We start from the raw sequence: 461 nt of genomic DNA on the forward strand, positions 1-461 counted from the left end.
CAATGTGATGCGGTTGTGACTTGGACGGCGCCTACTGGTGCTGACAACTGTGCTGGTTTTAATGTAACTAGCTCACACAATCCTGGAGATACCTTTCCTATTGGTGTAACAACTGTTACCTATACCATTACGGATGCTGCTGGATTAACAAACTCTTGTTCCTTCGATGTGACTGTTAATGATACTGAAAATCCAACCATTGCTTGTCCTACTGATATTATTGTAAGTAACGATGCTGGTCAATGTGATGCGGTTGTGACTTGGACAGCGCTTACTGGTGCTGACAACTGTGCTGGTGCTGTTGTAACTAGCTCTCACAATCCTGGAGATACCTTCCCGATTGGAACAACAACCGTAACCTATACCATTACGGATGCAGCTGGATTAACAAACTCTTGTTCATTCGACGTGACTGTTAATGATGCAGAAGCACCAACCATATCCTGTCCTGCTGATATTAC

The 461-nt window shown here is 44.0% G+C and carries 1 protein-coding gene; it reads left to right on the top strand.

Features of this window, described 5'->3' with window-relative positions; translation table 11 throughout:
- Window positions 1-461: HYR domain-containing protein (locus tag OS191_RS00165; RefSeq protein WP_267153686.1), on the top strand; the 461-nt coding region annotated here is incomplete at both ends.

Origin of the sequence: Xanthomarina sp. F2636L (genome assembly GCF_026410195.1) — a bacterium.
In the GTDB taxonomy this organism is placed as follows: Bacteria; Bacteroidota; Bacteroidia; order Flavobacteriales; family Flavobacteriaceae; genus Xanthomarina.